The sequence below is a fragment of the Bacillus sp. Nf3 genome (genome assembly GCF_003028545.1).
In the GTDB taxonomy this organism is placed as follows: Bacteria; Bacillota; Bacilli; order Bacillales; family Bacillaceae; genus Bacillus; species Bacillus safensis.
This window is the reverse complement of record NZ_PYUA01000002.1, coordinates 89,763-115,083: the sequence shown is the minus strand read 5'-3', so window position 1 is coordinate 115,083 and position 25,321 is coordinate 89,763. Positions and strand designations below refer to the sequence as shown.

The 25,321-nt window shown below is 40.9% G+C and carries 23 protein-coding genes and 1 other annotated feature; of the genes, 7 read left to right on the top strand and 16 right to left on the bottom strand.

Going from position 1 to position 25,321, the window contains the following annotated elements; all coding sequences use genetic code 11:
* Positions 1–9 precede the first annotated feature (9 nt).
* Positions 10–1,713 (bottom strand): septation ring formation regulator EzrA, encoded by a 1,704-nt coding sequence (ezrA, locus tag C9414_RS05375; RefSeq protein ID WP_107163222.1) that lies wholly within the window; start codon positions 1,711–1,713, stop codon positions 10–12.
* Positions 1,714–2,053: 340 nt separating this feature from the next.
* On the opposite strand from ezrA, the gene hisJ reads away from it, so the two are divergent.
* Positions 2,054–2,869: a histidinol-phosphatase HisJ gene (hisJ, locus tag C9414_RS05370; protein WP_107163221.1), complete on the top strand. Its 816-nt coding sequence runs from the start codon at positions 2,054–2,056 to the stop codon at positions 2,867–2,869.
* Here hisJ and refZ read toward each other — a convergent pair.
* Positions 2,839–3,504, bottom strand: coding sequence for a forespore capture DNA-binding protein RefZ (refZ, locus tag C9414_RS05365; RefSeq protein WP_034624245.1), 666 nt, complete (start codon positions 3,502–3,504; stop codon positions 2,839–2,841). The two genes, hisJ and refZ, sit on opposite strands and share 31 nt — an antisense overlap.
* Positions 3,505–3,630: 126 nt before the next feature.
* On the opposite strand from refZ, the gene C9414_RS05360 reads away from it, so the two are divergent.
* Together C9414_RS05360 and rpsD are read left to right on the top strand one after the other, a co-directional pair.
* On the top strand, positions 3,631–4,128 hold the full coding sequence (locus C9414_RS05360) for a GAF domain-containing protein (protein WP_024426170.1): 498 nt from the start codon (positions 3,631–3,633) through the stop codon (positions 4,126–4,128).
* Positions 4,129–4,428: 300 nt separating this feature from the next.
* Positions 4,429–5,031, top strand: coding sequence for a 30S ribosomal protein S4 (rpsD, locus tag C9414_RS05355; RefSeq protein ID WP_039180654.1), 603 nt, complete (start codon positions 4,429–4,431; stop codon positions 5,029–5,031).
* Between the two features lie 893 nt (positions 5,032–5,924).
* Here the strand turns inward: rpsD and C9414_RS05345 are convergent.
* From C9414_RS05345 to C9414_RS05330, 3 genes are all read right to left on the bottom strand, one after another.
* Entirely contained in the window at positions 5,925–6,491 is a 567-nt protein-coding gene (locus C9414_RS05345; RefSeq protein WP_107163219.1) for a cysteine hydrolase family protein, read from the bottom strand.
* Between the two features lie 388 nt (positions 6,492–6,879).
* A complete protein-coding gene (locus C9414_RS05335) occupies positions 6,880–7,428 on the bottom strand; it encodes a hypothetical protein (protein WP_107163218.1) in 549 nt (182 codons plus the stop codon).
* 370 nt (positions 7,429–7,798) lie between these two features.
* Positions 7,799–8,377, bottom strand: coding sequence for an esterase/lipase family protein (locus C9414_RS05330; protein ID WP_416053646.1), 579 nt, complete (start codon positions 8,375–8,377; stop codon positions 7,799–7,801).
* 271 nt (positions 8,378–8,648) lie between these two features.
* Here C9414_RS05330 and C9414_RS05325 point away from each other — a divergent pair, with 271 nt between their 5' ends.
* Complete coding sequence (locus C9414_RS05325; protein WP_107163216.1) at positions 8,649–9,005, top strand: antibiotic biosynthesis monooxygenase family protein; 357 nt, start codon at positions 8,649–8,651, stop codon at positions 9,003–9,005.
* Between the two features lie 86 nt (positions 9,006–9,091).
* Here the strand turns inward: C9414_RS05325 and tyrS are convergent, their stop codons facing one another.
* Positions 9,092–10,360: a tyrosine--tRNA ligase gene (gene tyrS / locus C9414_RS05320; protein WP_039180668.1), complete on the bottom strand. Its 1,269-nt coding sequence runs from the start codon at positions 10,358–10,360 to the stop codon at positions 9,092–9,094.
* A gap of 53 nt (positions 10,361–10,413) precedes the next feature.
* Positions 10,414–10,645, bottom strand: a binding site (T-box leader).
* 58 nt (positions 10,646–10,703) lie between these two features.
* Positions 10,704–12,428, bottom strand: a complete 1,725-nt coding sequence (gene acsA, locus C9414_RS05315; RefSeq protein WP_058838264.1) for an acetate--CoA ligase — start codon at positions 12,426–12,428, stop codon at positions 10,704–10,706.
* Between the two features lie 156 nt (positions 12,429–12,584).
* On the opposite strand from acsA, the gene C9414_RS05310 reads away from it, so the two are divergent.
* The 3 genes from C9414_RS05310 to C9414_RS05300 are packed head-to-tail and all read left to right on the top strand — an operon-like array spanning position 12,585 to position 15,055.
* The gene (locus C9414_RS05310; RefSeq protein ID WP_106025779.1) at positions 12,585–13,217 is read left to right on the top strand and encodes a GNAT family N-acetyltransferase; all 633 of its coding nucleotides are present in this window, start codon (positions 12,585–12,587) and stop codon (positions 13,215–13,217) included.
* A gap of 39 nt (positions 13,218–13,256) precedes the next feature.
* Positions 13,257–13,898 (top strand): CBS and ACT domain-containing protein, encoded by a 642-nt coding sequence (locus tag C9414_RS05305; protein ID WP_024424849.1) that lies wholly within the window; start codon positions 13,257–13,259, stop codon positions 13,896–13,898.
* Positions 13,895–15,055, top strand: coding sequence for an acetoin utilization protein AcuC (locus C9414_RS05300; protein WP_047203484.1), 1,161 nt, complete (start codon positions 13,895–13,897; stop codon positions 15,053–15,055). The genes C9414_RS05305 and C9414_RS05300 overlap by 4 nt, the downstream gene beginning before the upstream one ends.
* Positions 15,056–15,099: 44 nt before the next feature.
* On the opposite strand, the gene ccpA is transcribed toward C9414_RS05300, so the two are convergent.
* The 9 genes from ccpA to C9414_RS05255 all read right to left on the bottom strand — a co-directional run bounded on the left by ccpA (position 15,100) and on the right by C9414_RS05255 (position 25,309).
* On the bottom strand, positions 15,100–16,101 hold the full coding sequence (ccpA, locus tag C9414_RS05295; RefSeq protein ID WP_024424851.1) for a catabolite control protein A: 1,002 nt from the start codon (positions 16,099–16,101) through the stop codon (positions 15,100–15,102).
* A 451-nt stretch (positions 16,102–16,552) separates the two neighbouring features.
* Positions 16,553–17,629, bottom strand: coding sequence for a bifunctional 3-deoxy-7-phosphoheptulonate synthase/chorismate mutase (locus C9414_RS05290; protein ID WP_034279528.1), 1,077 nt, complete (start codon positions 17,627–17,629; stop codon positions 16,553–16,555).
* Positions 17,630–17,850: 221 nt separating this feature from the next.
* The gene (ytxJ, locus tag C9414_RS05285; protein WP_034665511.1) at positions 17,851–18,174 is read right to left on the bottom strand and encodes a bacillithiol system redox-active protein YtxJ; all 324 of its coding nucleotides are present in this window, start codon (positions 18,172–18,174) and stop codon (positions 17,851–17,853) included.
* Between the two features lie 33 nt (positions 18,175–18,207).
* Positions 18,208–18,678: a YtxH domain-containing protein gene (locus C9414_RS05280; protein WP_047203485.1), complete on the bottom strand. Its 471-nt coding sequence runs from the start codon at positions 18,676–18,678 to the stop codon at positions 18,208–18,210.
* A gap of 26 nt (positions 18,679–18,704) precedes the next feature.
* A complete protein-coding gene (locus C9414_RS05275) occupies positions 18,705–19,124 on the bottom strand; it encodes a DUF948 domain-containing protein (RefSeq protein WP_039180688.1) in 420 nt (139 codons plus the stop codon).
* 223 nt (positions 19,125–19,347) lie between these two features.
* Complete coding sequence (murC, locus tag C9414_RS05270; RefSeq protein ID WP_107163215.1) at positions 19,348–20,646, bottom strand: UDP-N-acetylmuramate--L-alanine ligase; 1,299 nt, start codon at positions 20,644–20,646, stop codon at positions 19,348–19,350.
* Between the two features lie 302 nt (positions 20,647–20,948).
* Positions 20,949–23,678, bottom strand: coding sequence for a DNA translocase FtsK (locus C9414_RS05265; RefSeq protein WP_107163214.1), 2,730 nt, complete (start codon positions 23,676–23,678; stop codon positions 20,949–20,951).
* A gap of 196 nt (positions 23,679–23,874) precedes the next feature.
* Positions 23,875–24,480, bottom strand: a complete 606-nt coding sequence (ytpR, locus tag C9414_RS05260) for a YtpR family tRNA-binding protein (RefSeq protein WP_024424858.1) — start codon at positions 24,478–24,480, stop codon at positions 23,875–23,877.
* A 16-nt stretch (positions 24,481–24,496) separates the two neighbouring features.
* Positions 24,497–25,309 (bottom strand): DUF1444 domain-containing protein, encoded by an 813-nt coding sequence (locus C9414_RS05255; RefSeq protein ID WP_048239116.1) that lies wholly within the window; start codon positions 25,307–25,309, stop codon positions 24,497–24,499.
* Between the last annotated feature and the right edge of the window lie 12 nt (positions 25,310–25,321).

Here is a 25,321-nt window from a genome sequence, read left to right as displayed (position 1 = left end):
TCAGCTTTTTTATTGATGCTGATATTCTTTTTCGTGCTGAGCTAATAGCTTCTGAACGGCTCCAGGTGATGCTTTTTCAACAGCTGCTGCTGCTACATCAAATGAACCGTTATAATCGTATGCATAAAATCTTCGCTCTGCCTCTTTTAATTGTTCAGAAAGAATATGATTTTGGCTTCTAAAACGATTACCGTATTGAATGATTCGTTCAATTTGATCCACTTTAGTGAGCATTTCTTCCGTCTCATCCACAACATGCCTCACTGTGTCAGAGGCTTCTTTTAATTGCTCATTCACGGCTGGCATGTTGAGCGGCAGGTTCTCCAGCTGCTGCTGCACTTGCTGAATCATCTCCTGCGCTTTTTCAGCCTGCTCTTTCATGTCAGCAGGTACACCTGGAATATTGCTTTTTTGCAGCTGACGCACTGTATCTGTCAGCATCGTTTTAAGCTCAGCCAGTGTTTCTCTCGCTTGCAGCTCTTCTTTTCTTAATGATTGAAGGTGATCTTTAAACGTATCATGCAATGCTTTTGCATCATCGATAAAGGTCTCAAGCTGATTGATTTCATCCATTAATAATGAATATGCGACATGGTCACGATCAAGCTTCTCTCGAATTTGTTTCATGAGCTTTTCAATTTCTTCTAAGCGTTTTTCGAACGCCTTCTGTTGATCAAGCTCTCCGGCTGTCAGTTTGTAGCTTTCTTTTACAAGAGCTGTTTCTGCCTTTGTTTGGGTGTGATCCTGCTCGAGCTTTTCAAATGCTTCCGTCAGCTCAGGCATTTTGCTTTTAATTTCCTGTCCTGCTTCTACTTCCGCTTCCAGCTGATCATATAGCGTCTGAATTGCATCATCAATCATTTGCAGAATACTTGATGCTTCATCCAGATTGAGTTCATCAATCAGCAGTTTTTCCGCACGGATCAGCTGTTTGTTTAAGTTCTCAAGCTCTTTAGTGATCTGGATGTGCTCGAGCTTGTAGCCTTTGTCTGTCATTTCTTTATATCCGTCTTTCAGCTTCGTCAGCTGGCCTGGTACGGTTTGTTTGCAGTCTGCAATGAGCTTCGGTACATCATTAATATACAGCTGCAGCTGATCGAGTCTGCGGTCTTGCTCAAGCAAAATCTTTCTTGCTTTCATGTAGTTTCCGTTTTCTGTCTCTTCCTCATACTGCTTGATCCCTTCCCAGGCCTCATCTAAATCCTGCTCCATTTTGTCATAAAGGGTGCCGTATAAATGGCTGTACGCAAGCAGATTTTTTCGAACTGTTTGATATTGTTCTTTGACCTTTTCAATGTCCTTGCGATTTTGCTCCTCGCTTGTGACAAGGTCTGCAATCTCTTTTAAAATGTCTTCAATGTTCGAATCAGCAGCACTCAGCAAGTCCTCAATGTGCGTAAGAACCTGCTTGGCTTTGGAGAATCGATATTTATCAGAATACTCTTCTGCATCATATAATAGCTCCTCTACCTTTGGAAGATGGGCTGTGACGATATCGTCCCACTCTGCACGCCATCTTTCAAAAAATTGCTCTGTTTCTCCGGTCATTTTTAAATGTTTGATCTTTGAAATTTCTTCTACAATTGATCTGTTTAAAATTTCAATTTTCCATGCTTCCAATCGGTCAATCTCTTTATATATATTTTTTCGCAGGAAATAACCGACTGAAAACAAAGCAAGCAAAATGACAATTAAACCGATGATAAACTCCATAATGAGCCCCCTTGTTGTGATCTAAGTGATGTCAGGGTAAAAGTGTCCCGAGTAGACCTGAGAACCCTTTCGTGTCCGCTTTGCATTTGTTTTTTATAAGCAGGATCGTATGTTTTCCAATACCATCCATTCACGGTTTTATGTATGTTTTTTCAAGAAAGTATTTGTGCGCTTTCTATCATTTGATCACACGTATCAATGTGACCTGCTTTTATGTATGCGGAAGCTGTCGTTTTCATTGTTATTATGATACCATGTAACCAGCATTTTTGGTCATGATTTTTCATTATTTTCGCTGATAAACATCACGTTTTTCAAAAAATCGACAAGAGGTGACGACATGCTGAAACAAGATGCACATCTACATACACCGTTTTGCCCGCACGGCTCGCTTGATCCTTTTCATTCTTATATTGAAGAAGCCATCAAAAAGGGATTTGATTCCATAACCTTTACCGAGCATGCCCCGCTGCCTCCATCGTTTCAAGATCCAACACCTGAGCAGGATAGTGCCATGAAGCTCCAAGACCTTGAAGCGTATATAACAAAACTGGCTCAGCTGAAACAAGAATACAAAGGGCAATTAATAGTAAAAACTGGGCTTGAGGTTGACTATATCAAAGAGTATGAAGAGGAAACAAGAACCTTTTTAGACTGCTACGGTCCAGAACTAGAAGACGCCATTTTATCTGTTCACTTTCTTCCTGCTGGCGATGATTATATTTGCCTTGATTTTGACGAGCATGCCTTCCAGCAGCTAATAAGCATCTATGGCAGCATCGAACAGGTCTACCAAAGCTACTATGACCAAATTCATTCTTCTATTCTATCATCTTTAGGCCAATATAAGCCAAAGAGAATCGGTCATATCACCCTTGTCCAAAAATTCAAACAGCTTTTTCCATATGAAATGTCACCTGAACTTTGTCAAAAGGTCACCCTTTGCCTTGAAGAAACGGCAAAAAAAGGCATGTCCTTAGATTTTAATACATCAGGTCTTCGTAAAACATATGCCAGAAGTATCTATTTAGATCCATGGATGATTGACCTTGCCAAAAAGAAAAAAATTCCGCTCATATTCGGCTCTGATGCCCATCAAGCGGAAGATCTCGGATATGCGTATGATCAATTCGAGGACATCATGAGGTTCAGATGAGAATCTAATGCCGGCTCTTTTGGTTCTAACAGATGATGAAGCGATCGGCTCAGCTCCTTAAAGTACATTTGATAGAAATACGGCTCACTTGGGTTCAAATAAAGCACCTCTGTTAAATATTGCGGCTGTAAATATGGCATCATGAGAAGTGATTTCAGCTGAATCATAAAGGATGCGAGTGAAAGCTGCTCACAAATAACATGGGTGCTTTTTCCTTTTTCAATGATGAGCTGAAACAAATACTTTTCTTTTGTTAAATATGTCGACATGATTTCTCTGATGAGTGTCGAATCAATCGTCACCTCCCGATAAACGAAACGGGTTAATTGACGGTGCTTGTGCTGATAAGATAAAATATCAAAAACCACATGTAGCAAGCATTCTTTTGCGTGACGGGTTTCCATGTGATGGAGATGTGATTCAATCATGTGAATGTAACCTTCATAAAAATCGGATACGAGCTGCTCAAGCAGCCCTCCTTTTCCTTGAAAGTAATAAGAAATGTGGGCAACGTTGACGTTTGCTTCCTTCGCAATCTCACGGACAGAGGTTCCAGAAAATCCTTTTTGGTTAAAAAGTCTGATGGCAGCATCCATAATACGGTCTTTTGTTTGCACGGTTGTTGATGTTTTCATCCGCTCACCCCTCTTCATGTGTACATACTTCAAGATGAAGGCAGAAGTTCCTTTTACAATTGCTCGACAAATCCCACATGCGAAACGCAAGTTATGTATTTTTAAGATAGAAAGTAGGAGATTTTCATGTTTCATGTCGAAAAACAGTCTGGCGATCCTTCAAAAGACTATCAATTGCTTGTCAAACAGGTAGAAGCCATTACAGATGGTGAACCTGATCTGATTGCCAACTTGGCAAATGCAGCTGCATTACTCTATCACTCACTTCCTGAAGTCAATTGGGCGGGGTTTTATTTAGCAAAGGGCGGCGAGCTTGTGCTTGGACCATTTAACGGACTGCCTGCATGTGTGCGCATCCCTTCTGGAAAAGGCGTTTGCGGTACAGCGTTTGCGACAGGTGAAGTGCAGCGTATCGCTGATGTCCATGCATTCCCTGGACATATTGCTTGTGACGCCGCATCGCAATCTGAAATAGTCATTCCGCTCAAGGTCAATGGACAGATCATTGGGGTACTCGATATTGACAGTCCTGTGAAAGACCGCTTCAGTGAAGTAGATGAGACCTACCTTATTCAATTTACAGAGATTCTTCAACAGGCGTTATCCGTCTCTACGGATGCGTAATCATGCAGAAAAAGCAGGCACATTGTCTGCTTTTTTATGTTTCTTTATATAATGGGGAACGTCACCTTTGCCTCTAAATAGGTTGACTTCTCATATCCAGCGTCATATAATAGAGTTTGTGTGAAATATGGCAGCCTTTTTGTTCGGCTTTTTTGTATCATTTTGTTCCTTCTATATGAAGGTGCATCTTGTAACTCCCTGCTGCTGGAGCGAGGATGCATGAAAACATAATGACGAAGAAGAGGAAGAACAGACGGTTTTTATTTTTCACAAATAAAAACAATAAGGAGGAGTCACATTATGGCTCGCTATACAGGTCCAAGTTGGAAGATTTCCCGCCGTTTAGGCATTTCATTAAGCGGAACAGGTAAGGAACTTGAAAAACGCCCTTACGCTCCAGGCCCACATGGTCCAGGACAACGCAAAAAACTATCTGAATACGGTTTACAATTACAAGAGAAGCAAAAGCTTCGTCACATGTACGGTGTCAACGAACGTCAATTCCGTACACTATATGACAGAGCTGCTAAACTTCCTGGTAAACAAGGTGAAAACTTCATGATCCTTCTTGAAACTCGCCTTGACAACCTAGTATACCGTCTTGGCCTTGCTCGTACTCGCCGCCAAGCTCGTCAGCTAGTAAACCATGGTCACATCCTTGTTGATGGAAGCCGTGTAGACATCCCATCTTTCTCTGTGAAACCAGGTCAAACGATTGCTCTTCGTGAGAAATCTCAAAACCTTGCAGTAGTGAAAGAATCAGTTGAAGTAAACAACTTCGTTCCTGAATACCTTTCTTTCGATGCTGAAAAGCTTGAAGGAACTTTTACTCGTCTTCCAGAGCGTTCTGAATTAGCGCCTGAAATCAGCGAACAACTAATCGTTGAGTTCTACTCTCGTTAATTTCATTACTTCTCTAAGAGAGCAAACAAACCCTAGATCCCTTGATTGTTCAAGGATTTCTAGGGTTTTTTGTATGTTCTCAATTATACATGAAATCATTTGAAGTCATCTTCCATTTTCAACACTTATTTTCCCCGGTTGCCTGCTCCATTCTTACTTCAATCAAACCTGTCTCTATTTTTATATACAAATATAGGAAATATTTCATTGAAATGCCTTTTTTCTATTGGTACAATAATGATAGATGACGTATCAGTCGTATTGTCTTCTATAGTACTTAGATGGAGGAGATCCATGTTTAGTATCATAATCATTCTATTCTTACTCCTAATCTTATCAGTAATTGCCTATTCTCTTTTAAGAAAAAAACAAATCATAGATGAACCGCCCAATAGATTTGCTGCAAGTCTGTTTATCTTCCTGCTCTTTTTTTCTATCTGCTTTGTGATCGCGATTCCTAGTGTATTGCTATACATCACCGTTTTAGGCGTGAATTTTCTTTTTGGAGAAACCATCACGTATGATTCATTTTTTTCTTTAATCTCTTTCTCTTTGTTCGTGAGTGTTATCGTTGTTTTTTGGTCACCTGTCCTTCTATTCATAGGAAAAGGACTATCTTATCTCCTTAAACTTCCTGTATGGCTCACTTATGTTTTGGAATGGGTGAGTTCTTGGATCGTTTTACATCTCTCCATCAAGTATGTCCTTTACTTAAATTTAATGAATGTATCGATAGGGGATTCCGGTGTATTAATTTTATCATTCTTTGTCAGTTTTTTATTTATTGAGATTGATCTCTTTTACTCACGTATGAAAAAACGAAAACAATCGCTGGACACATATCATTAGCATGAAAAAAGCTCCTAGATCTCTTTCTAGGAGCTTTCAAACTTTTATTCTTGACTTGTCCATTTTGCGATGAGCTGCTCTGTTGTCATGACAGTCGCAAATTCATCATGTAAGGTTGCAAGTGAGAGCCGGTGGATCGTTTCTGGGTCAAAATATGTACCATTTTGATCTGTTAGTCCAAAGGCGGCTGTTGCATCTGAGATCAGATACGTATCAAAGCCAAGATTTCCGCTCATTCTTGTGGTTGTTGATACGCAGTGAGGGGTTGTTAATCCTGCGATGACGACCGTGTCAATCTGGTTTGATCTTAGATGTTCCTCTAAGTTAGTACCAATAAAGCTGCTGTTGACTTTCTTTTGTATCACTGTTTCTTCCTCTAGCGGGTTAGCAATATCTTTGAAAAGGTGCCCTTCATTTGCCGGATGAAAGACAGATTCCGGATTGTCGGATGTATGCTGAATATGAATCACTTTCCAGCCTTTCTCTCGCCAAAACGTCAATAGCCTGCTGATATTTCCCTCTGCCTCTAGGTTATTGCGTTCTCCCCATTTTTCATGCTCGAACGCTTTTTGTACATCTACAATGATGAAAGCCTTTTGATTCGTTTTCACAAACGCCCACCTCCGAATATTCACATTCACTACATGTAGTGTACGGAATGGAGATCGTTTTGTACATGTTTTTATTAAATTAAAAAAAGAACCTAGAAGTCATTTGCAGACTTACCAGCTTCTTTTTCAATGAATTTAATTTATTCTATTAGCATCTTTAAATTTGGACTGAAGTAAAAAAACAAAAAACACACTGACAATTATATAATATATTCCAATGATTGATGTACTGTTAGAAAAAACATCAAATAGTTTATCTGATTTGATCATAAACATCCATATGAAATAGATGATGAAAAAAGATAAAGGGAAATAAAGGAAATAACCCAAGAAATATAACTTTAGTCTTTGCATCATTGTCTTCCTCCTATTATATTAAGTCGGTTAATTATGCCCATGGGCCTCTTCCCTCCATGCATTTAGCTGAATACCAAGTAAGGAAGGCTACTAAACCGATAACATTTCCCCCAATGCCAATCTTCAATAAAAGCTTAGCAGCTTCTTTATAAGCCTTCTTTTCAAGATAGCTCCAAAGACCACCAGTTAAAGCCACTTCTATCATTGCCACCCCAAAATGATCCTTTAATGAATCAATCATACAATCGCCCCAAGTTCCTTTAGCATCCTGAGTTTTTAAATCTGAAGACTTTTCTAATTGAATTCCACTTTGTTTTATTTCATTTTCTAAAATTGTAAATTCTTTTGTATCTCCAAATCTCTCTCTTAATTTTTCAAAATTAAAGCCAACCAACTGATTATTTTGATCATATATACTAGCTGTCTCCATTAAAAATTTTAAATCTTTAGCCAGTAAATTCACACTTGCTTCATTAGAGTTTGTTTTGGCAGCTGCGATTGGTGAAGCAATAACGGAAAAGCCCAAAAATAATGCTATCATAATAAAAGTTGTTTTTTTAAAGAATAATTTGTTCCTCATTATATCCCCCTTGAAATGCAAGATTTAAACTTTCATATGTAATCTAAAGAGTGAACTTCTTCGATGAAACATTCGCTCCCCCCCTAACATCTACATACTATAACATCCTTTTCCATTCATTTATTGAGATAAAAGTTTTATTCTATATTGTATTATTTTCATATTTCAGCAAGTATAGAGCACCTCGTACAGATTATTTTTTAAACATACTAGTTATTAATCACTAGTCAAAACAACTACTATTATAATGATATTGTTATTACAAAACGGGACTTTAATCTCTCTATAGATTCATATTAAATATAAAAAACAATCTTTTTTCACCGATAACAAAAAAAAGACAGCATATGCCGCTGTCTTTTTTCGTTTTTTAATTCGTATTCTGTCCTCCGCCGTTCAGTCCTTCTTTAATATAGCCTTTCACTTGGCTTGAGGTTAATAGACCGATATGGCCAACGCCATGGATCAGGACGTTTTTTGCGCCAATTAAACGAGAGAGGCTGTTGACGACGATGAGATCGGCTGAGCTATAGACGGATGTGTAAAGAATTTTTTGATTTGGATCTGTTCCTGGTAATGCTCTGCTTGAAACGAGTCCGTTTGCTCCACCAATTGTGACAACGTTTTCAATTTTATCTCCGCCATCTAGATTCTTAATATAGTATAACGTGTTCGCCCCGCCCATACTATGAGCCACAATATCTACTTTTTTGGCACCCGTTTTGTCTAACACATCTTGGACGAATTTAGATAGACGCGGACCATTGTTGCGGTTATTTCCTGTTTTGTCTATGAAATCGATAGCATATAATTGGTTTCGATCCCAGCCTTGTCCAACCAAATAACTTTTAATCGAAGCAAAGTTATAAGAGGCACCACCAATACCATGCACCATCACAACTGGATTATGCTCAGCCGCTTTCACCTCTTTCGGCTGGATAAAAGCCATTGAACCAATCACCAATGCAAGTGCAACGAGAATTTGCAAACTTCTTTTCTTAAATAGAATCACTTTCATTCCCCCTTATTCATCTTATTCCCCTCTATTTTATATAAGAAAAATGTGTCAGAAAAGTGAACAAGGTAATATTTATGAAATGATTAAACAGCACTATAAATAATCAAAAAGCACCTTGGACTTTTTTATATCAAACCTAAAAGACTACGAGATCTATTTTCTTTCATATATAATATGAATAGACAAAAGGAGGTTCTACTAGATGCTATTTACGCAAACCCCTGCTCCACCCTACTATGCCGTGATTTTCACATCAAAACGAACAAAAGTTGAGCAGAAAGAATACGCTGCGGCTGCTCAAAAAATGGAAGAATTAGCGAAAGATCTAGATGGGTTTCTTGGAATTGAAAGTGTACGAGATGAACATGGTGTTGGGATCACTGTTTCTTACTGGGATTCATTAACAGCCATCAAAGAATGGAAAGCACATACAGCACATCAGCGTGTTCAAAAAAAGGGGAAAGCAGATTGGTATGAATCCTATACTACCCGAATTTGTAAGGTAGAACATGCTTATACAAACAAAAATTCACTCCTTGAACAAGAAGCAGACGAATGAGCTACTTCTACATAAAAAAGAAAAGCATCTCAATGTACACGAACATTTGAGGTGCTTTTCCATGATGTTTACTGTTTCATAAAGATTTATTTATACGTCACAAGGAAGTATTTCTTTTTCCCTCTTCTTAAAACGGTAAATTGGTTTTCAATTCGGTCGTCAGCTGAGAGCACATAGTCTTTATCTGTTTGTCTCTCTCCGTTGATGGAGACAGCACCATTTGTGATATCTTCACGTGCTTGACGCTTTGATGGAGACAGCTTTGATTCCACAAGAATATCAACTAGTGTTAATTCTTCTGTGCTGCTTTTCTCCATTGATGGAACATCCTTAAAGCCTACTTTCACTTCTTCAGCTGTAAGAGATTTGATCTCGCCTTTAAATAGTGCATTTGAGATGTTGACTGCCTGTTCTAGTGACTCACGGCCATGTACAAGTGTTGTCACTTCTTCTGCTAGACGGCGCTGCGCTTCACGCTTTTCAGGTGCTGTTTGCACTTTTTCTTCATACGATGCGATCTCTTCTTTTGATAAGAACGTAAAGTATTTTAAGTATTTCACGACATCACGGTCATCTGTGTTAATCCAGAATTGGTAGAACTCGTATGGAGACGTTTTTTCTTTATCTAACCAGATAGCGCCGCCTTCTGTTTTACCAAACTTTGTGCCGTCTGCTTTTGTGACAAGCGGCATCGTCAGCCCGAATGCTTTTGCCCCTTCTGCTTCAGACTTACGGATCAACTCAAGTCCAGATGTGATATTTCCCCACTGGTCACTTCCGCCGATTTGCAGCTTACAATTTTCATTTCTGTAAAGGTTTAAGAAGTCTAAAGACTGCAGGATGACGTAGCTGAATTCTGTGTAAGAAATCCCTGTTTCGATACGTGAGCTCACGATATCTTTTGCCAGCATAAAGTTTACACCGAAGTTCTTTCCAATATCACGAAGGAACGTGATGACATTCATTTGGCTGATCCAGTCGTAGTTATTCACGATGACGGCTGGGTTCTCGCCTGCTTCAAAATCAAGAAATTGAGACAGCTGTCCTTTGATTTTATCTGACCACTGTTCGACGATTTCTGCTGGGTTGAGTGAACGTTCTGCTTTTTTGAAACTAGGATCGCCAATGAGTCCAGTCGCACCGCCAACAAGAGCAATCGGGTGATGACCTGCTTCTTGGAATCTGCGTAATGTTAAAATTGGCAATAGGTGACCAATGTGTAAGCTGTCAGCTGTCGGATCAAAGCCGGAGTATAGCTTGATTTTCTCTTCTGCTAATAATTTTGTTAAACCTTCTTCATCTGTTTGCTGCTGAATTAATCCTCTAAACGATAGCTCTTCCATCAATTGACTCATATCCAAATCTCCTTTGTTTAAAATGAAACATAAAAAACGCCCCTTCGAATGAACGAAGGGACGATATATATCGCGGTACCACCCTGCTTAAAAGACAAAAAATCTTGTCTTTTCACTTACACTGATAACGGACAGATCCGTTCTTTCACTAATCAGGGCATGCTCCTTTTCGTAAAAGCGGTTCGTGAGGGTAATTCGAATATCTCTTTGTACTGACTTGCACCAACCGTCAGCTCTCTAAAACAGGGAAAGATCATTCTACTGAATCTCAGTCAAAACCTTTTCATATTCAACTAATGTCATTTTTAACACACTTTTGATATCAAGTCAACTGATGAAAAAATTAATCTTCCATTGTCGAAAGGTCGCCAGCAGGTAAATTCAGCTCCCACGCCTTTAGCACACGTCTCATAATTTTTCCGCTTCTCGTTTTTGGCAGTTTGTCTTTAAACTCAATTTCTCGCGGTGCCGCATGTGCTGCGAGCCCTTTTTTCACAAACGTACGAATCTCTTCTTTCAGCTCATCTGTCGGCTCATATCCGCTTCTGAGCGCAATAAATGCTTTAATAATCTCACCGCGGACCGGATCTGGCTTTCCAATGACACCAGCCTCTGCAATGGCTGGATGTTCGACAAGTTTACTTTCTACCTCAAATGGACCGACTCGCTCTCCTGACGTCATGATGACATCATCGACACGTCCCTGGAACCAAAAGTATCCGTCTTCGTCCATATAAGCTGAATCTCCTGAAACATACCAATCTCCCGGCATAAAGTAAGATTCATATTTTTCAGGATTGTTCCAGATTGTATGCATCATAGAAGGCCAACCTTTTTTAATCGCAAGGTTGCCCATCCGGTATGGCGGAAGTTCATTTCCTGCATTATCAACAATCGCCGCTTCTACGCCTGGAATTGGTTTTCCCATTGAGCCCGGCTTGATGTCCATGCATGGATAATTACAAATCAGCTGTGCACCCGTTTCTGTCATCCACCAAGTGTCGTGAATTCGCTTGCCAAAAACAGCATCTCCCCAGCGGATGACTTCTGGATTAAGAGGCTCTCCCACACTTAAGACATGACGGAGCGAGCTGAGGTCATATTTTTGAATGAGGTCATCCCCTGCCCCCATGAGCATTCTAAAGGCCGTCGGGGCACTGTACCAAACGGTTACACCGAGTGATTCAATGGTTTCATACCACGTATCAGGATTAAACCGGCCGCCTAAAATCACATTCGTCGCCCCATTAAACCACGGTGAAAAAATACCGTACACTGTGCCTGTAACCCAGCCTGGATCAGCTGTACACCAGTAAACGTCATCTTCTTTCAAGTCAAGCACCCATTTACCAGTCTGGCCTTGCTGCACCATTGCACCATGGACATGAAGCACACCCTTTGGCGTACCGGTAGATCCTGATGTGTAATGAAGCAGGAAGCCGTCTTTTTCATCCATCCATTCAATTTCAAGCTCCTTTGCTGCCTCCTCAAAGGCCTCTTCATAGTGAATTGTCCGAACGCCATCGACGTCTTCATTTTCACCGCCGACAATGATGACAGATTCAAGCTTTGGAAGCTCTGCAAATGGAATTCGCTCAAGCAGATCGGGTGTTGTCACAATCACCTTTGCCTCACTATTCTCTAAACGGTCTTTGACGGCACCTTCCATAAATGCCTCAAATAACGGGCCAACGATCGCCCCAATTTTCACTGCGCCTAGCAGAAGAAAATAGAGCTCAGGTGATCTTGGCATAAAGATAAACACGCGATCCCCTTTTTCCACATGTGCCTTTTCTTTGAATAGATTTCCCGCTTTGTTTGTGTTGATTTTCATATCCCTGAACGTATACTTTTCATCCCGCTCTGAATCTTTGTAGTGAAGCGCCACCTTGTTCTGACGAAACGAGTCCGCATGTCTGTCAATCGCTTCATAGGCTGCATTTATTTTTCCTGTTTCATACCAGGAGAAGTTTTTTCTAGCTTCCTCCCATGAAAAATCTTTGTATGCCTGCTCATAATCATTTAAATGATAATCCCCTTTTACTGATGGTAGCGTTTCCAATTTCATCAAACAGTCCCCCTTTGCATACGTTTACAATGACCATTATATTATAGATGACTTTTTTTCTCAATTTTTAAAAAAACTTCTGATGAAACCGTTTTAATTCTTACAAGATTTAAGATAGAATAGAGACGACTCACTAGAATTAGGGGCGGTGGATACGTGGAGCATCCTAAAACTTATTATTCAAAAACCATTGAGCGAGAAACAGGTTCCATCCTGATTGAAGGACCGGTACCTGCATCAGCGCTTGCGAACTATACGTTTCATGAAGGACTAACGGCATTTCGCACGCCTGAGGAACAGAAGCAAGCACTTGTTGAAATAGCAGATCTTCCAGAAGGACGTATTATCATTGCAAGAGTGAATGAGCTTGTCGTAGGCTATGTCACGTATTTGTATCCTGATCCACTTGAGCGCTGGTCAGAGGGCAAAATGGAGAATTTAATTGAGCTTGGCGCAATTGAGGTCGCTCCTCCATATAGAGGGTGCTCACTTGGCAAGCATTTGCTTGATGTGAGCATGATGGATGAGCAAATGGAGAATTACATCATCATTACAACTGAATATTACTGGCATTGGGATTTAAAGGGGACAAAGAAAAACGTTTGGGAGTACCGCAAAATGATGGAGAAAATGATGAACGCAGGCGGTCTTGTCTGGTTTGCAACAGACGAGCCAGAGATTAGCTCACATCCAGCCAATTGTTTAATGGCCAGAATTGGGAAACATGTGAGTCCTGATTCGATCGAGCGTTTCGATCGTCTTCGCTTCCATCAGCGCTTTATGTATTAACGTTCAATTCGTTTTTTTGGCAAAGGGGATTGGTAAACAATGATGATTGAACAAATTATGGAGCGTGATGTGATCACGCTGCGAAAAACCGATACGATTGAAGAAGCCATTCAAAAAATGAGTGCACACCACATCCGGCATATTCCGATCGTATCTGATCAAGGATCTGTCATTGGGATGGTGACAGATCGGGATATTAAAAATGCCAGTCCAAGTATTTTTGAAACAGAGAAAAGAAAGCTCTTTATTCAGCGGCCAGTCGAAGAGATCATGGTATTAGAAACGATCACTGCTCACCCGCTTGATTTCGTTGAGGAGATATCAAGTGTCTTTTTTGAGCACGGAATTGGCTGTCTTCCAGTGGTGAGACGCGGCAAGCTTGTAGGCATTATCACAAAAACAGATCTGCTTCGTACGTTTGTAAGACTGACAGGTGCAGATCAGCCTGGATCACACTTAGAGGTTGAAGTGGAGCAGATGACTGAAGGCCTCGCAGACATTACAGCCATTTTAAAGGAGCAGCATATTCAATTGCTGAGTGTGCTTGTGTATCCTCATGCCAATGAGGCTTCTAAAGTGCTCGTATTCCGCCTTCAAACCATTCATGCAGATCATGTGACGAAGCTGATTCGCGCAAAAGGCTATAAAGTGCTCTGGCCTATGGAGCAGACGATCAAATGAAGGAAGCGACCTTTGTTTTTTCACCATCTTTTCAAACGTACCAATTTAACCAAGATCATCCCTTCAATCAGCTTCGTGTCTACTTAACGTATGATCTTCTTCAAAAAATGAAGGCGTTAACAGAGGATGAAATCGTCGCACCGCGTATGGCTACTCTGGAGGAATTAAAGCTCGTCCATACAGCAGATTATATCCAGGCCGTGCAGCGGGCAAGTGAAGGAAAGCTGTCTACAGCAGAGGGGGAACGCTACGGTCTTGGCACAGAGGATACACCGATGTTCGCAGGCATGCATGAGGCGGCATCTCTCCTTGTTGGCGGAACGTTAACAGCAGTTGATCAAGTGATGCTCGGTCATTCCCAGCATGCACTCAATCTTGGCGGCGGGCTTCACCACGGGTTCAAAGGGCGTGCATCTGGCTTTTGTATTTATAATGACAGCTCAGTGGCGATTCAATATATTCAAAAGACGTATGGCGCTAGAATTTTATATATTGATACGGATGCTCATCACGGCGATGGTGTCCAGTTCAGCTTCTATGACGACCCAGAGGTATGTACAGTCTCCATTCATGAAACGGGACGCTACTTGTTCCCTGGAACCGGACAAGTACAGGAAAGAGGCCACGATAAAGGCTATGGCTACGCCTATAATATTCCGCTAGATGCATTTACGGAAGATGAATCGTTCCTCGAAGCATACCGAACAGCAGTGACTGAGATTGCTGCTTTTTTTAAACCAGATGTGATTTTGACGCAAAACGGGGCCGATGCACACTACTATGATCCGTTAACTCATTTATCTGCCACCATGAAAATATATGAGGAAATTCCTAGAATTGCCCATGAGCTTGCGCATCAATATTGTGATGGCAAATGGATCGCTGTTGGCGGAGGGGGATATGATATTTGGCGCGTCGTTCCAAGAGCGTGGAGCCGTATTTGGCTTGAGATGAAAGGCATTACACCGCCAGATGAACTCCCTCGGGATTGGATTCAAGCCTGGAATAAGCAATCGCCTGTTACCCTTCCACCTACGTGGAGAGACCCTGACGATTTATATCCACCGATTCCAAGAAAAGCTGAAATCACAGAAAAGAATGCTCAAACAGTAGAAAAAGCACTCATGCCTGTTAGAAGAGAAAAGAAAAAGGCATAAGAAAAGCAGGCTTTCCCTCACAAGGTAAGCCTGCTTTTTTTGATTTATTTTGTTGATTGTCTTTCTTCAATTCTGTGCGGAAGCTCAACAATTTGATCGTCCACTTGTTCTTTGTTCATCAGCTTTGTGAGCAGTCTCATGGCAACAGCACCAATATCATATGTCGGTTGAACGACTGTTGTCAGCTGAGGACGCACCATGAGAGAAAGTCTTGTGTTATCGAAGCCAATCACTTCTAAATCTTCAGGAATGGATACCCCTCTGTCTTGTGCTCCGTGAATGACACCTAGCGCCATTTCATCTGTAGCTGCGATAACAGCTGTCGGCTTGTCAGACTGCTCAAGCAGATGAGCGAGTGCTTCAATTCCAGAATCATAAGAGTAATCTCCTTCAGCGACGAGTGCATCGTCAAACGCGATGCCCGCTTCTTCAAGCGCACGCTTATAACCCGCAAGTTTTCTCACGGAATTAATTGGTTCTGACATTGGACCAGAAACAAACGCAATTCGTTTATGCCCTTTTTCAACTAACAGCTGAACGGAATCATAAATGGCCTGCTCATAGTTGATGTTGACAGATGGTGTTTGAGCTTGCTCTTCAACAGATGCTGCAAGAACAATCGGTACAGGAGAGCGCTTAAATTCTTCCACATGCACGTCTGTGATGTTTCCGCCCATAAAGACAATTCCGTCTACTTGTTTACCGAGCATCGTATTTAACAAATGAAGCTCTTTATCAGTATTTTGATCTGAGTTGCTCAAAATGATGTTGTATTTATACATCGTGGCGATATCTTCAATACCGCGTGCTAATTCCGAATAGAAGATACTAGAAATATCAGGGATGATGACCCCAACTGTCGTTGTTTTTTTACTTGCTAGGCCTCGTGCCACTGCATTCGGACGATAGCCAAGGCGATCAATCGCTTCAAGCACCTTTTTTCTTGTTGTAGGTTTTACGTTTGGATTACCATTTACTACGCGTGATACCGTTGCCATACTTACATTTGCTTCTCTTGCTACATCATATATTGTAACATTATTCACATAAATCACTCCTTCAAATACACTTCATATCTATAGCATTCACCAATTGGATTGAGACATGTCAGATACGAGGAAAATAATATCCTATTTGTCATTAAAACGATGAAAAGAGACACATAATTTTTCAATCTACATCAAAATGACATTCTTTTATGAAATTATACACGTTTTTTTGTCATATGAAAACGTTCCCTTTCTTTTTATAACTAAATTAAACAAACTTTAAACAGCTTGTTACCTGTAATTTGAATCATATTTCATAAAAAACCATCGAGAACGCCAGCTATGACAATGATCTTAACAGATTCTATCGGTTTTTAAAAATGAAAACATTGTGAACAAGCTCTTTTTGAGCTTGCAATGTGCTTTCTTCCTTTCATTCCCAAACTTCATCGTGTTTTCTCCATAAAAAAACCGCCGGACAGTCTCCGGCGGCTATTTCTATCTATGATTACGCGTGAATGTTGACAAGTGGTCTTAACGCATCTAACCATTTTTCGAATTGTGGAATGTCCATTTGCTGCGCTGAATCAGATAGAGCAACAGATGGATCTGGATGTACTTCTGCCATAACACCGTCTGCTCCAATCGCAAGAGCTGCTTTTGCTGTTGGAAGGAGAAGATCTCTACGTCCAGTTGAATGCGTCACATCAACGAAGACTGGTAAATGTGTCTCTTGTTTCAAGATTGGCACTGCCGAGATATCTAGTGTATTTCTTGTTGCTGTTTCGTATGTGCGGATACCGCGCTCGCAAAGGATGATTTGATCATTTCCTTGGGCGATGATGTATTCAGCTGCATTGATGAATTCTGAAATGGTCGCTGCAAGGCCACGTTTTAAAAGAACTGGTTTCTTCACGGAACCGGCTTCTTTTAACAGTTCAAAGTTTTGCATGTTACGTGCCCCAATTTGGATGACATCAATATGCTCAATCGCTTCTTCAATATGAGCAGGATTAACAATTTCACTAATGACAGCAAGACCGTATTCATCCGCTACACGCTTTAGAATCTTGAGACCGTCTACACCAAGTCCTTGGAAATCGTATGGACTTGTACGAGGTTTAAATGCGCCTCCGCGTAGTAGTTTTAACCCTTGTTGTTTCGCTGCTGCAGCTACTTCTGCAACTTGCTCGTAGCTTTCAACAGCACATGGTCCAACGATGAAGCGCTGCTTTCCATCACCGATCGCTTCCCCATTGATGTTCACGATTGTGTTTTCTGGTTTTTTCTTACGAGAAACAAGAAGTGCTTTGCTGTGGTCATCTTCTTGAAGCTCTAGACCTGCTTTGAAAATCTCTTTGAAAATATGCTGAATTGTTGAGTTTTCAAATGGTCCATCATTTTCTTCAAGAATTTGGTTCAGCATTGTGCGCTCTCTGACAGGATCATAACGGTTGACACCTTGCGCTTCTTTCGCTTTTCCAATTTCTTTTACAATGTTTCCTCTTTCATTGATCAGTTTTAAGATTTGAAGATTTAGTTCATCTGCTTGCTGCCTCAATTTTTCTAGTTCATTGTTGCTCATTTTTGTCATCCTTTCCTCTGCCTGTTCTCGCTTTTTATTTTTTCATTCTTGCATGATAGGGTTTATTATAAACAAAGATTTCGGAATTGTCACGAAAATTTTCTTTATTACCCAAACGCTTTTAAGTGGTAAAGTATTGTATGTAAGATTATAGCATACTTTTCGTTCAAGTAAACCTTTTTTTATAAAAAAACGTCAGCCGCTGCTGACGTTTCTTTCTTTTACAGATTATGTTCAAGCGCTTCTTTTGTAATGCTTGAGTGGGATGCATGCCACTTCACTTTTCCACCACTAAAGACGAGTGCTTGAGGACTTTCGTGCTTTACACCCGATTTTTCAGTCACGTAGGATGAAAGCTCTCTTGTGTTTTGGATTTGCAAGAAATACGTTGGCACGTCCTCATGTGCAGACGCAAATGCTTCAAACTCTTGAAAAGCCGCTTGGCTGATCGGACATGTCAAACTGTGCTTAAAAAAGACAAAGGTCCCATCTTGATTCGTTAGTTGATCAAACTGTTCTTCTGTTTCAATGAGTTGTTTTGACATGATGTTCTCCTTCTTCACTTCGAGCAGTGAGGGTTAGCCTTTAGTAGATTGTTCTACTTTTTCTTTGACATCTTTGATGCCGTCTTCAATTTCTGATTTTGCTTCTTGTGCTCGTACTTTTGCTTCATCAGCTACATCTGATGCTTCGCTTGCTAAATCAGCTACCGCATCTTCTGCTTCACTTTTCACATGATTAGCTTTACCAGCTGCACGGTCTTTTATGTCTTTCACTTTGTCTAAAATCTGATTTGACTGCTCTGCTACAAGCTGAGACAATTCAGACGTTTTATCTTTCGCAATCGTCACATATTCAGTGCCTCTTTCTTTTGCATCTGTTGCGAGTCGATCTGTTTTTTCTTTTAAAACATTCGCTTGGGTGTTCAAATCATCGCGAAGCTCTTTCCCTGACTTCGGTGCTAAAAATAATGCTGTTGTTGCACCAACAATTCCACCAATAAGTGTTCCGATCAAAAAGTCTTTGCTATTGATTCCGTCTTTGCTCATGATTATTCCTCCTATGCGAATATGGTTTATTTTTGGTGTTTACGTTGTTTCCATTTCTTATAAATTTCAAGTGCTGCGTTACTCCAGCTTACCACATCCGTCACTTTTTCTTGATTTCTTTCAACGGATGAAGAAACCGCACCAGCTGCCTGCTTTATGCTTGTATTAAATTGGTTGATCGAGCCACCAATTCCCTGCACCGCATCCACAACTGTGTTAAGTTTTGCCGATTTGTCTTGAATATCTTCAGCAAGCTTGTTTGTCTTATGTAGCAACTGTGCTGTCTCTGTGGTGATACCTTGCATCTGACCTTCAAGACCTTCTAAAGTTGATGCAACATTCTTTAATGTCAGCTGTAAGGATTTTAATGTTTTGGACAAATAGATGACAAGAATGAGGAAAGCAATTGCGATCAGTGCAACGCTTAGATATAGAATAATAATCATCTGTTACCTCCTTTGCTGCGGGCATATTCAATTCATTACCCTCTCGTTGTATCATTCAAACATCGCCTAGAATGACCGATTGAATAATAATTCTACACTTATTCGCTAATTCCTGTCCACAGCGAACGAAAAAAAGCGGCACATGTTGACACATTTAGCTCTTTTGTCACATTTTATTCAAAATAAAAAAGTGCCGTTTTACACGGCACTTTTCGTTTAGCATTTATACAGCGACTTTTTCATAAGCGCGCAAATATTTTTGAATGTCGCCTGCTCCCATAAAGATCAGAATTGCATCTTCGTGCGCTTTCAGCACAGATGTATCTTCTTCCTCAATCAATTGGGCCTGCGGGATTTTTCCTCTTAAATCTTCAATGCTCAGCTTCCCAATGTTTTCGCGGGCTGAACCGAAAATATCACAAAGATAGACATAGTCGGCTTTCTTTAGACTATCAGCAAATTCACTTAAGAATTGCTGTGTACGTGTGAAGGTATGCGGCTGGAAGACAGCCACAATATCACGGTCCGGATATTTTTGGCGAGCTGCTTCGATTGTAACTTCAATTTCAGTTGGATGATGTGCATAATCATCAATTAAGACCTGCTCACCGACCACTTTTTCATTAAAGCGTCGTTTCACACCGCCAAATGTCTTTAATGCGCCTTTGATAAGCTCTACATCAATGGACTCATAGTGACATAATGCGATAACAGCTAACGAGTTGAGGACATTATGATTTCCGTAGGCAGGAATGTAGAAGGTATCATAAAATGTATTGCGTACAAATACATCAAATGTAGTGCCTTCCGTATTTTTCACAACATTGCGAGCTTGGAAATCATTTTCTTCGTTGAAACCGTAGTACACAACAGGTACCTTCGCTTGAATTTTTGGCAAGTGCTCATCATCACCGCAAGCAATAATCGCTTTTTTCACTTGAAGCGCCATGTTTTGAAACGCATCAAACACGTCATCAATATCTGAGAAATAATCAGGGTGATCAAAATCAATATTGGTCATGATCGCATAATCTGGATGATAGCTGAGGAAGTGTCTGCGGTATTCGCATGCTTCAAAGACAAAATACTCGCTGTTTTCTTTCCCCATTCCAGATCCATCACCGATTAAGTACGAAGTAGGTTTTGCTGCCTGCATGACGTGAGCAAGCAGTCCTGTTGTCGATGTTTTGCCATGAGCACCAGTAATCGCAACGTTTGTGAATGAATCCATGTATTCTCCAAGGAATTTATGGTAACGAATGACAGGAATCCCTTCAGAAAGAGCACGTTCAATCTCAGGGTGTGTATCAGGGAATGCATTTCCTGCGATGACCGTCATCCCTGGCTGAATATTATCTGGGTCAAATGGTAGGATTTTAATATTTCGTTCTTCTAATGCTTTTTGTGTAAAGATATGTTTTTCGATATCCGATCCTTGGACAGTATACCCAGTATCATGAAGAATTTGGGCCAGTGGACTCATACCTGTCCCTTTTATTCCAACAAAATGATAAACAGTCATAATTGTACCTCCAACAAACGTCTATCTGACTTACAGTATATGACGCTCATTTCAATTTGCAACTTGTGATTTTTGCCTCTAGCTAATCACAGATCGCAGCTCCAAATAAAGATTTTTTCCGATCTTCCTATTCTAATCAATATTAACTATGATTAGTATCCGACAACTTTCCCATTTCTAACACCTGTTTCCGCTTATTTTACATAAAAAAGCGTTCTGGCAGACATGCGAAAAGCGTCCAATTACAAAATTGCACCTATGTGCTATCATACCATGTTTATAAAAAAAATGAAGTGGTTTGTTTAGATCAACTGTTCTAAGTCACTCAGCGTCATGAGTACTTCTCTTGGCTTACTGCCTTTCGCACCAGAAATCATGCCCTCGCGCTCCATCATGTCAATCAGTCTGGCTGCACGATTGTAGCCAATTCTAAATCTTCGCTGCAAACTTGATGTACTAGCGCTATTCTGCTCGATGGCAAAACGACAGGCATCCATAAACAATTCATCTTCGTCTGTAATCGCAGAGCCTTGAAGCATTAGTTCCTCCTGTTCAAAGAGGAACATTGGCTTGCGCTGCTTTCTTACATGTGCCACCACTTGATCAATCTCCCGATCTGATACAAAGTTCCCTTGCAGCCTTGTCGGCTTGCCGGAGCCATTTTCTAAGAAGAGCATGTCTCCTTTTCCAAGAAGCTTTTCTGCACCTGCCATGTCAATGATCGTTCTTGAATCAACCTGACTTGAAACAGAAAACGCAATTCTTGTTGGGATATTGGCTTTAATGAGACCTGTGATGACATCAACAGAAGGTCTTTGTGTCGCAATCAATAAGTGAATGCCGCATGCTCTTGCTTTTTGTGCAATTCGGCAGATGCTTTCTTCGACTTCATTTGGTGCGACCATCATTAAATCGGCCAGCTCATCGATCACCACGACGAGATAAGGTAGTTTTTCACCCATTTGTTTTTCTTTTACAAGCTCATTGAATCGTTTAATTTCTCTCACGCCAGAGTGTGCAAATAGTTCATAGCGTCTTTCCATTTCATCCACTACCCATTTCAGAGCAGCTGTTGCTGTCTTAGCATCGGTAATGACAGGACTCACAAGGTGCGGAATGTTATTATACGGTGCTAATTCAACCATTTTAGGGTCAATTAAGAGCATTTTCACTTCATCTGGTGATGCTTTAAACATTAAGCTCACTAAAATCGTATTAATGCAGACACTTTTTCCTGAACCAGTGGCTCCAGCAATTAAGCCGTGCGGCATTTTTTGCAGATCAACCACGACAGGCTGGCCTGAGATATCTAATCCAAGTGCTGCTGTTAAAGGAGATGGATTGTCTCTAAACGCACTGCTTCTGATCATTTCTCTTAAGAACACCATTTTACTGTGTAGGTTTGGCACTTCGATCCCGATCGTGTTCTTTCCTGGAATCGGTGCTTCAATTCGAATATCCTTTGCGGACAAACTAAGTTTAATATCATCTGACAGGTTCGTGATTTTGTTCACTTTGACACCTGGTTCTGGATGTACTTCAAACCTTGTCACAGAAGGGCCCTGTGTGACATGAACAACACTTGCTCTTACATTGAAATTTTTAAGCGTCGCATTAAGCAGTTCTGCCCGCTCTTTCACCCATGTACCGTCCTCTTCTTTTTGAGCTGGCGGTACATCTAATAGGGCGAGACTTGGAAAAACATACCCTTGTGTGTCGGCTGCTTTCTTTTGCCCTTGCACGCGCTGATCGCTTTTTAACATCATGACATTAAACGGAACCGTAGAGGTTTGACCGCTTGCGCGTGGTGGCTGCGGAGATGTCTGTTTTGGTTCTTCTTTCTTGACTTCGTACGTTTGTTCTTGCTGCTCTGTCTGTTCTATGACCGTTTCTGCAGGTTCAGATGCAGTTTGTTCCTCTGTTACTTGTTCTACTGGCATTAAGTTTTCTTCTTCAATTTCAGCTTCTTGAACCAGCTGATCTTCCTGCAGGTCATGTTGGACTGACTCAGCTTCTTCATATGCTGCCGCGGGCGCTTCTTCTTGTTTGTCTTCTATTGGATCAGCTTCTACTTCTTCCACCGGTTCTGCTGACATACTCTTTGTTAACGCCGCTTCTTCTACTGGAAGGTCTGCTTCCATTTCAATCGCTGGCTGCGAAGGTTCCGGTGTTTCGAAGGTCAACATGTCTATTTCCTCAGTATGATCTTCAAACTGATGGACAGGCTCGTCTTTTATTTCTTCTTCATCACTGGAGACAGCCTGTTCCGGCTCGGACTGTACCGCCTGCTCCTGATAGACTTCGGCTTGCTGCTTATGTAAATCAGCTTCATGATGATCTTCTGGCTCGTTTTCTTCTAGCTGGAAAGGCTCGTCTGTTAAACGTTCCATCGTCGATTGAACATGATCTTGATAAGCGAGTTCCTCTTGCAATGTATGCGGGGTTACTTCTGGCTCCTTATCCGCTCTCTCTTTTGCTGATGCTGAAACCATTTCTTCGATACGTTTTTCTTTCTGAATAGATGGGATGTTCATTTGCTGCCTGACATTCCGTTCACGCTCTGCCTCTTCTGATAACAGTGTGACACGCTGCGCCGTTTCTTCTGCTGCTTTCCTTTGAACTGATCCTGCTTCTTCTTTTGCTTCTGCCTTTTTTGGACGCATATCCTGATGATAGCCATAAATCGGTGATGGAATTTGCTCTGGCTTGAATGGCTTTTTATTCATATCAGGCTGAAGCGTTTGTTTAGGCTGATAGGTTGTCTGTCTGGTCTTTGACTGTCTTGGTTTGGCGTGTTTTCTCTCCGGTTTCACTCCGTCACGCAGAGGTTCATCTGGAACGAGCGGAAACCGAAAGTTGCCTTTTGGATATTCATAATACACTTTCGTATCTTCGATTTTTTTATATTCTTTATGCTGTTCAAAAGCTGGCTGCTTTGGTGCAGCTAGATCTTCTTCAGGTCTTACAGCTTTTTCTTCTTTCTTTTCTTCTCCTAAAAATACACTAAAAAATTTATCTAACCAACTCATCATTTATCACTCACTTTAACTCCCCTTACGTTTTCTTGGGCGATTTTTAGTATACCATTGCTTTTTCATGCAGAAAAGCGAGAAAAGTGCCGGTTTATGCTGTTCATGCTGTCTGTAGATGAAAAAAAGTCACTAAGTACGTACTTAGTGACTTTTGGTATAACACATTCTTCGCTCCTATGTGTCTGTTTATGGGAGGTTATGCTTTAAAGGGTTCGCCAGCTTGATGGCTTCCATCTAAAACAAGAATCCCTTTTTCAGCAGGTGCGTCTGGAAGATCTAACTCTTTTGCTGAACAAATCATGCCGCTTGATGGAACCCCTCTTAGCTCAGCATCTTTGATGACCATACCGCTTGGCATCACTGCGCCGACTTTTGCCACCACGACATATTGGCCTTGGTCAACGTTTGGTGCACCGCACACGATTTGTAAGGTTTCATCGCCCACATCAACTTGGCAAATGTTTAATTTATCTGCATTCGGATGCTTTTCTTTTTCCTTTACATAGCCGACAACAAATTTTGGTGATAGATCCACAGTCAACGTTTCACTGACACCGTTGCGGTTTAAAATTTCATTGATATCTTGAACAATGGTTTCAGAAAGCGGGACAGATCCGTTTTCTTCAATTTTCATGTAAGTAGATGCATTGAAGATATTAAAGCCTGTTGTTTCTTTTGTTTCTTGATTGAAGATTCGTACAACATCTCCAAACGTCTCATGTCCTACTTCTTCTCTCGTCACATCTTTCAATGAAATAAGGAGTGTGTCGCCTACACCTTCTGCATTATAAAAAACATTCATTCTTCAAAATTCCCTTCTACTGCTGTTTTGGTCTGCTTTTTGCAAGTATAAAGATCGGTTCAAGCTTACCCTCATCATACAAAAATGACAATGCGGTAATCGGAACCGTACCGCTGGCGAAGAAGCTCATCGACATCTGTCCTAAAATATCATAGCCTGAATCATTGCGAACATCTGCAATGATGAATACATCTTGATGAGGAACAGAAATCGCCATTTGTCCTTCTATTTTTTGCGCGTATTCTTGTAATAACGACTCATTTAAAAGTCTGCTGGCGTCATACCCGTCATTTGCGCGGAAGAAATAAAACAGGTTGCCTGCCACTTCATCCATTTTCACTACAGTTTCTAGTGAACGGACGTTGAAGCTTGCAGTTTCTCTGATTCGTTCTTTTGTCCAGTTTTCCTTTTGAAGCATCTTTTCATCAATTAATCGGTAGGTGCTTCCAAGGTCAAGTGCATAGTAGATTCTCGTTTCAGCTGTATGCTCATCAAATACGAGCGGAATTCCATCACTTGATGCCTCAGGAAAGGAAGTGGAACGAATGACCGGATAGATCTGCTTTTCTTTTCCTGAAATGTGCTGCGCTTCGCCTTTCATCGCACTCAGCGCTTCTTTCACATAATAAACAATCTCATCAATTGTTTCATCAGGCTTTACTTCCCACTTTGCAATAATTGGCGGGAGCTCTAGTGTGATGCCTTTGCCTGTTTGTTTATCTTCAATACGAAGCGTATCTTTTTCCCGATCAAACTGGTGTGACCAGCTGTCGTTCGTCAGACGGCTTTTGAGTTCATTCGCAAGCTGTCTTGATGTCATTTTTGCCATCGTTTAGACTCT

Coding starts and splice junctions, on each gene's coding strand:
- C9414_RS05275 (WP_039180688.1), bottom strand. CDS start 19,124: ATGATTATTATTCTATATCTAAGCGTTGCACTGATCGCAATTGCTTTC.
- ytpR (WP_024424858.1), bottom strand. CDS start 24,480: ATGAATGTTTTTTATAATGCAGAAGGTGTAGGCGACACACTCCTTATT.
- C9414_RS05360 (WP_024426170.1), top strand. CDS start 3,631: ATGTTTCATGTCGAAAAACAGTCTGGCGATCCTTCAAAAGACTATCAA.
- C9414_RS05300 (WP_047203484.1), top strand. CDS start 13,895: ATGAAGGAAGCGACCTTTGTTTTTTCACCATCTTTTCAAACGTACCAA.
- C9414_RS05255 (WP_048239116.1), bottom strand. CDS start 25,309: ATGGCAAAAATGACATCAAGACAGCTTGCGAATGAACTCAAAAGCCGT.
- acsA (WP_058838264.1), bottom strand. CDS start 12,428: ATGAAATTGGAAACGCTACCATCAGTAAAAGGGGATTATCATTTAAAT.
- rpsD (WP_039180654.1), top strand. CDS start 4,429: ATGGCTCGCTATACAGGTCCAAGTTGGAAGATTTCCCGCCGTTTAGGC.
- murC (WP_107163215.1), bottom strand. CDS start 20,646: ATGACTGTTTATCATTTTGTTGGAATAAAAGGGACAGGTATGAGTCCA.
- ezrA (WP_107163222.1), bottom strand. CDS start 1,713: ATGGAGTTTATCATCGGTTTAATTGTCATTTTGCTTGCTTTGTTTTCA.
- hisJ (WP_107163221.1), top strand. CDS start 2,054: ATGCTGAAACAAGATGCACATCTACATACACCGTTTTGCCCGCACGGC.
- C9414_RS05280 (WP_047203485.1), bottom strand. CDS start 18,678: ATGAGCAAAGACGGAATCAATAGCAAAGACTTTTTGATCGGAACACTT.
- refZ (WP_034624245.1), bottom strand. CDS start 3,504: ATGAAAACATCAACAACCGTGCAAACAAAAGACCGTATTATGGATGCT.
- ytxJ (WP_034665511.1), bottom strand. CDS start 18,174: ATGTCAAAACAACTCATTGAAACAGAAGAACAGTTTGATCAACTAACG.
- tyrS (WP_039180668.1), bottom strand. CDS start 10,360: ATGAGTCAATTGATGGAAGAGCTATCGTTTAGAGGATTAATTCAGCAG.
- C9414_RS05290 (WP_034279528.1), bottom strand. CDS start 17,629: ATGAGCAACAATGAACTAGAAAAATTGAGGCAGCAAGCAGATGAACTA.
- C9414_RS05330 (WP_416053646.1), bottom strand. CDS start 8,377: ATGGCTTTTATCCAGCCGAAAGAGGTGAAAGCGGCTGAGCATAATCCA.
- C9414_RS05305 (WP_024424849.1), top strand. CDS start 13,257: ATGATGATTGAACAAATTATGGAGCGTGATGTGATCACGCTGCGAAAA.
- C9414_RS05335 (WP_107163218.1), bottom strand. CDS start 7,428: ATGAGGAACAAATTATTCTTTAAAAAAACAACTTTTATTATGATAGCA.
- C9414_RS05265 (WP_107163214.1), bottom strand. CDS start 23,678: ATGATGAGTTGGTTAGATAAATTTTTTAGTGTATTTTTAGGAGAAGAA.
- C9414_RS05325 (WP_107163216.1), top strand. CDS start 8,649: ATGCTATTTACGCAAACCCCTGCTCCACCCTACTATGCCGTGATTTTC.